Here is a 4,914-nt window from a genome sequence, read left to right as displayed (position 1 = left end):
CGTACACCATATCCCGGATGCCGTCTATGATGACCAGCCCAATATCCGGTGAGTGGTAGATAGCCTGTTCTACAATGCTGATGCGCTGTTCCGGGGTGTATTTTCTCAAAGCGAGAAACTCCAGATAACCGCTGTCCCTGTCATCGGGCAATCCTGCCATCCGCAGGATCCGCTTCATCACTTTCAGGCAGTGGTAGGGGCTTTGCTCCGTATCTATATAAAGCACTTTCCGCTTTTCCTCGGGCAGTTCAGCCGCATATCGTAACACGGTACCGTTCTTCAATGCAGCGGCTACGATAGCCGATACATTGAAGGTTTTCTTGCTCTTGGCTTTGCCGATGGATGCGCTGAAATTGCCCAGCGTCCCGATGACAGAGCCGTGTACTTTCAGAATTTCGGGGGCTTTTTCGTAGCATCTTGACAGACTTAGCCGGGATTCCTGCCAGAGGATAACGGCTTGTTCGGGTGATATTTCTTTTATATAGTCCATAATCACCTCCTTTATCTGCGTTCTCCGGTTTTCTTGCCAGCCAGTTCCAGCGCCAGTTCCGCATCCACGATAATCTTGCGTCCAATCTGGGTAATGGCTTTGTCTATCTTTCCGCTTTTCTTGATGCGGTTGGCTGTGGGCAGGCTGCACCCGAAAAGCTTGGCTATGCCGAGTATGCCGTACACGTACTTTCTTTCCGTGTCGGTGGTCGGCTGCGGTTGCGCCTCTGCCTGTACCGAAGCGTGTCTGCTTAGAAAAAGGAACTCTTCGCCTGTCATCTGCCAGACGGGTTTCACTAACAGTTCTTTGAGGTTGTTCATCGTCCGTATGATTACTTGTTTGACAATAGCCCTGCGCACAGGCTGTTTCTTCTGTTCTCGAACGATGCAAAATTAGGTAGGGTTTTGAGTGGTAAGTATGTGGATGATAGATATGGATTGTTCTGTTATATCGCTGAATATCAAGAAATAAAAATACCACTCAAAAATTATTTAGAGTGGTATAAGTGGTCATGTCGTAAAATATATTGGAATATCACGGGTTATCGGAATATTCCGTCCATTTCCTTGGCGAACTTTTGGTTGGGAATACTGGGTAAATCGGAAACGGGTTCCCTGTACTTGGACTTGTAATAGTCTTCATCAATATCCAGGTGTTTCAGGATGGCTTCCTTCCATTTGTCCTTATCCTGCCCCGGCAACTGCTCCCTCATCAGGGAAATCAGATAGCATACCCGTATCTTTTCCCTTGGCTTTATTTTCAGTACGTACTGGCAGGGATGCAGATTCATGCAGGCATAGAAATCCGGTGCGGTAATGTCTTCAAACTGTTCCCCTGCACAAACTTCATGAATTAGGGAAATCAGCTTCATGCTGAAATATTCAGGCAATCCGGCAGTCGTAGCTGTAGTCGATGCGGTTGTAGTTTCAGCTTCCGGCTGGCTGTCTGTACGGCTCTGCCTGTCTGCTTCGTTCGGTTGGCTTTCTTCGTCCGGTACATATTTGGTCAGGATGCCCATGAAGTGTACGCTAAGCAGGTAGATGTCGTCGCAACGGTTTTTCATGTATTGCCGGGCTTCTTTCCAGAGAAGGGTTTGCTGCTCATAAAGATGCTCCAGTTGGGCTTTCTCCCTTTCATATTCAGCCTTGCAACGCTCATATTCTCTTTCCGCCAGCTTTTCTTCTTCGGGTGTATGCTCTCGGTAGCCAATGGAATCATAGCGGTTGTTGGCTTCGTTCATCGGTTTGCGCAGCCTGTTTACCACTTCCATCTCTTCCTTGATGGTTTCCTTGTAGCGGTCTGCGTATTGGTAGCATACACGTATGATCACTTCGTCATGGAGAAGGCGGTAAGATTCATAAAGCCGTATGTATTCTTTGACTTCCTTTTTCAGACTTTTCAGCAGCAGGGTACATGGTTCTGGCGGTGTATGCAGCACCAGTTCAAGGATAGCTTGCTCAAAAGCCTTTATATCGCTCCATTTCGAGTAGAAATCAACGATGAATTTCTGCTTTTCAAAAGAGAAAGTATGGCTTACAATCCAATCTTTGCAGATTCTGTTCAGCTCCCCGTATTGAGGAATGAGGGTTGTTATCGTTTTCTGCATGGCATACTCTTATTATTGGGGATCCTTGTCAAGGAAAGAAGCCAGTTCTTCTTCCACTTCTTCTACGCTGGGCAACGCTGATTTCAATTTCTCGGGAATCGCCTTGCTCAATTGGTAATCGCTGATGCCGATGGGCTGGTCATAGCCGGAAAGGGCATACTGGGCAACCACTTCGTCCTTTCCTCTGCACAACAAAAGACCGATGGTCTTGTTGTCGTGTTCCCCTCTCAACTTATCATCCACCACGTTGATGTAAAAGTTGAGTTGTCCGGCATATTCCGGCTTGAAAGGAGTGGCTTTCAATTCTATGACAATATATGCGTGCAACGGAATGGAATATAGAATCAGGTCGGCAAAGAAATCGCTGTTTCCGACTTGGAAGTGCTTCTGCCGGGCAACGAAGGCAAAACCGTTGCCCATTTCCAACAGGTAGCGGGTAACGTGTTTCACCAGCTGTTCTTCAATATCCCTTTCGTCTGCTTTTTCTTTGGCTCCTGCCAAATCAAAGATGTACGGGTCTTTGAGTAGGTAATTGGCAAGGTCGCTTTGTGGAGCCGGAAGTGTGGTCGTGAAATTGTTTACCTTGTTGTTGCTGATTTGTCGGCTATACAAATCACTGTCAATTTGCATTTTCAATACATTGCTGCTCCATCCCATTTCCACAGACTGCTTCATGTACCAGTAGCTTAGACCTAAAGGTAGCGAACTGTCAAGTATAGTCATTTGGCTTGTCCAGTTTATTTTGGCTATAGGAGAGGTCAAGAAAACTTCTTCTATTTCCCTGATTCCCATCCTGTAAATGGCAGACACGGTTTTTCCCACATCTTCAAATTGCGCAGGAACTTCCTGCGTAATTGCTAATGATTGACAATCAATCGATTGTATTTGCGCAGTAAGTTCCTGCGTAAATTGCTTGTCATTCAGTTTTAATACTTCATTGGTCACACTCTGTATGGTTGGGACAGACAGGCTTGCATCTGTTTCTATGAAACTTTGCAACGCTCTTAAAGGATATGCTTTTGCAAACTGGCACATATAGGTAAGGTTACGTTCCGAATAGCCTTTCTTTTCAGGGTAATGCAGTCGGATAGCCTTTGCCAACTGCTTGATGATTTTGCTTCCCCATCCGTGCAGCTGCTGGTGATAAAGGATGTAATTGCCTATCTTCCAGTAATGGAACAGCATTTGTGCATTGGCTGCAACAATCAGCCTTACTTGTGCCTGTTCTATTTCCGAACCGACCGCTTGTATGAATGCATCAAAATTCGTTTTCTCTATGTTGGATTCCTTGTTGCTCATATTGTGATGATAATTTCTACAAATATAGTCATTGATAACTATCTATGAAACTGTTTGATACTTTTATAGTTGATTAAACTTGTTCATGGCATTTGCCTTAATATCATCCGCTATGTCAATGTAGGGTTTCATAGCTTTGTAGTCGCTGTGTCCCGTCCATTTCATGACCACCTGTGCCGGGATTCCGAGAGCCAGCGCATTGCAGATGAATGTCCTTCTTCCTGCATGGGTACTGAGCAAAGCGTATTTGGGTGTGACTTCATCAATACGTTCATTTCCCTTGTAGTAGGTTTCCCGTACAGGCTCGTTGATTTCTGCCAGTTCGCCCAGCTCTTTCAGGTAATCGTTCATCTTCTGGTTGCTGATGACGGGCAGAGCCATGTAATTCTCGAAATGGATGTCCTTGTATTTGTCCAGTATGGCTTTGCTGTATTTGTTCAGTTCAATCGTCAGGCTGTCGGCAGTCTTGACTGTGGTTATTTCGATGTGGTCGGACTTCACATCGCTTCTTTTCAGATTGCGAACATCCGAATACCGCAAACTCGTAAAGCAGCAGAACAGGAAAACATCACGCACACGTTCCAGGTATTGCTTATCCTTGGGTATCTGGTAGTCTTTCAGCTTGTTCAGTTCATCCCAAGTCAGGAAGATTACTTTTTTCGAGGTGGTTTTCAGTTTCGGTTTGAATGTATCGTATGCAATGTTCTGATGATGTCCTTTCTTGAAGCTCCAGCGCAGGAACCATTTGAGGAATCCCATTTGCTTGCCGATGGTGCTGTTTCTCATATCCTTGGTATCACGCAGGAAGTTGACGTATTCGTTCAATCCAAACTCGTCGAAATAGTTGAACGTTGCATCCTCCTTGAACTCTTTGAGGTGGTTCCTCACTGCTGCAAATTTTTCATAGGTGGATGCCGTCCAGTTATTCTGGTTACCGCACTCTTTTACAAACTCATCGAATACCTCCCAAAAGCTGACAGGGGCTTCTTCCGGCTGTTCTTCGCTGGTGTCTTTCATTCTCATGTTGAAAGCTTCCTTCAACTGTTGGGTCGTTGGCATGACCTCCTGCACCTCAAATTCCTTGAAAATATTCTGGATTTCGGCATAGTATTTCAGCAAGTCCGTATTGATTTCGGCTGCACTCTGCTTTAGCTTGTTGGTACATCCGTTCTTTACCCGCTGCTTGTCTGCATCCCATTTGGCTACGTCAATCCGGTAGCCCGTTGTAAACTCGATGCGTTGGCTGGCAAAGATGACACGCATACGGATGGGTACGTTCTCTACGATTGGCACACCGTTCTTTTTCCGGCTCTCCAATGCAAAAATGATGTTGCGCTTGATATTCATAATTGGGTGCGTTTGAAATTCTACACCCAAATATACACCCAATTATTGAGATAGCAAAAGACATTTAGAAACATTTAGTTTTACTCTATGTTGTAATTTGCACTTGATTATCAGTTGTTTGCGGTTTTATGAGATTCTGTGAAAGTATAAGTTCGAGAGCCTGTCTCTCCGC

4 protein-coding genes and 1 pseudogene are annotated in these 4,914 nt (G+C 45.2%); all 5 read right to left on the bottom strand.

Going from position 1 to position 4,914, the window contains the following annotated elements; genetic code table 11:
- Positions 1-490, bottom strand: a pseudogene (locus BACFIN_RS04420) (AAA family ATPase); the annotation flags it as partial.
- 11 nt (positions 491-501) lie between these two features.
- Positions 502-810 (bottom strand): DUF3853 family protein, encoded by a 309-nt coding sequence (locus tag BACFIN_RS04425; RefSeq protein ID WP_007756664.1) that lies wholly within the window; start codon positions 808-810, stop codon positions 502-504.
- A gap of 221 nt (positions 811-1,031) precedes the next feature.
- Positions 1,032-2,096, bottom strand: a complete 1,065-nt coding sequence (locus BACFIN_RS04430; RefSeq protein ID WP_007756663.1) for a hypothetical protein — start codon at positions 2,094-2,096, stop codon at positions 1,032-1,034.
- 12 nt (positions 2,097-2,108) lie between these two features.
- Complete coding sequence (locus BACFIN_RS04435) at positions 2,109-3,395, bottom strand: PDDEXK nuclease domain-containing protein (protein ID WP_007756662.1); 1,287 nt, start codon at positions 3,393-3,395, stop codon at positions 2,109-2,111.
- Positions 3,396-3,458: 63 nt separating this feature from the next.
- Positions 3,459-4,742 (bottom strand): site-specific integrase, encoded by a 1,284-nt coding sequence (locus tag BACFIN_RS04440; protein ID WP_007756660.1) that lies wholly within the window; start codon positions 4,740-4,742, stop codon positions 3,459-3,461.
- Positions 4,743-4,914 lie beyond the last annotated feature (172 nt).

Source organism: Bacteroides finegoldii DSM 17565, assembly GCF_000156195.1.
Classification (GTDB): Bacteria; Bacteroidota; Bacteroidia; order Bacteroidales; family Bacteroidaceae; genus Bacteroides; species Bacteroides finegoldii.
This window is presented reverse-complemented; position numbering and strand designations above follow the sequence as displayed.

Excerpts from the sequence above, each read along its gene's own strand:
- BACFIN_RS04430 (WP_007756663.1), bottom strand. The coding sequence starts at position 2,096 with ATGCAGAAAACGATAACAACCCTCATTCCTCAATACGGGGAGCTGAAC.
- BACFIN_RS04440 (WP_007756660.1), bottom strand. The coding sequence starts at position 4,742 with ATGAATATCAAGCGCAACATCATTTTTGCATTGGAGAGCCGGAAAAAG.
- BACFIN_RS04435 (WP_007756662.1), bottom strand. The coding sequence starts at position 3,395 with ATGAGCAACAAGGAATCCAACATAGAGAAAACGAATTTTGATGCATTC.
- BACFIN_RS04425 (WP_007756664.1), bottom strand. The coding sequence starts at position 810 with ATGAACAACCTCAAAGAACTGTTAGTGAAACCCGTCTGGCAGATGACA.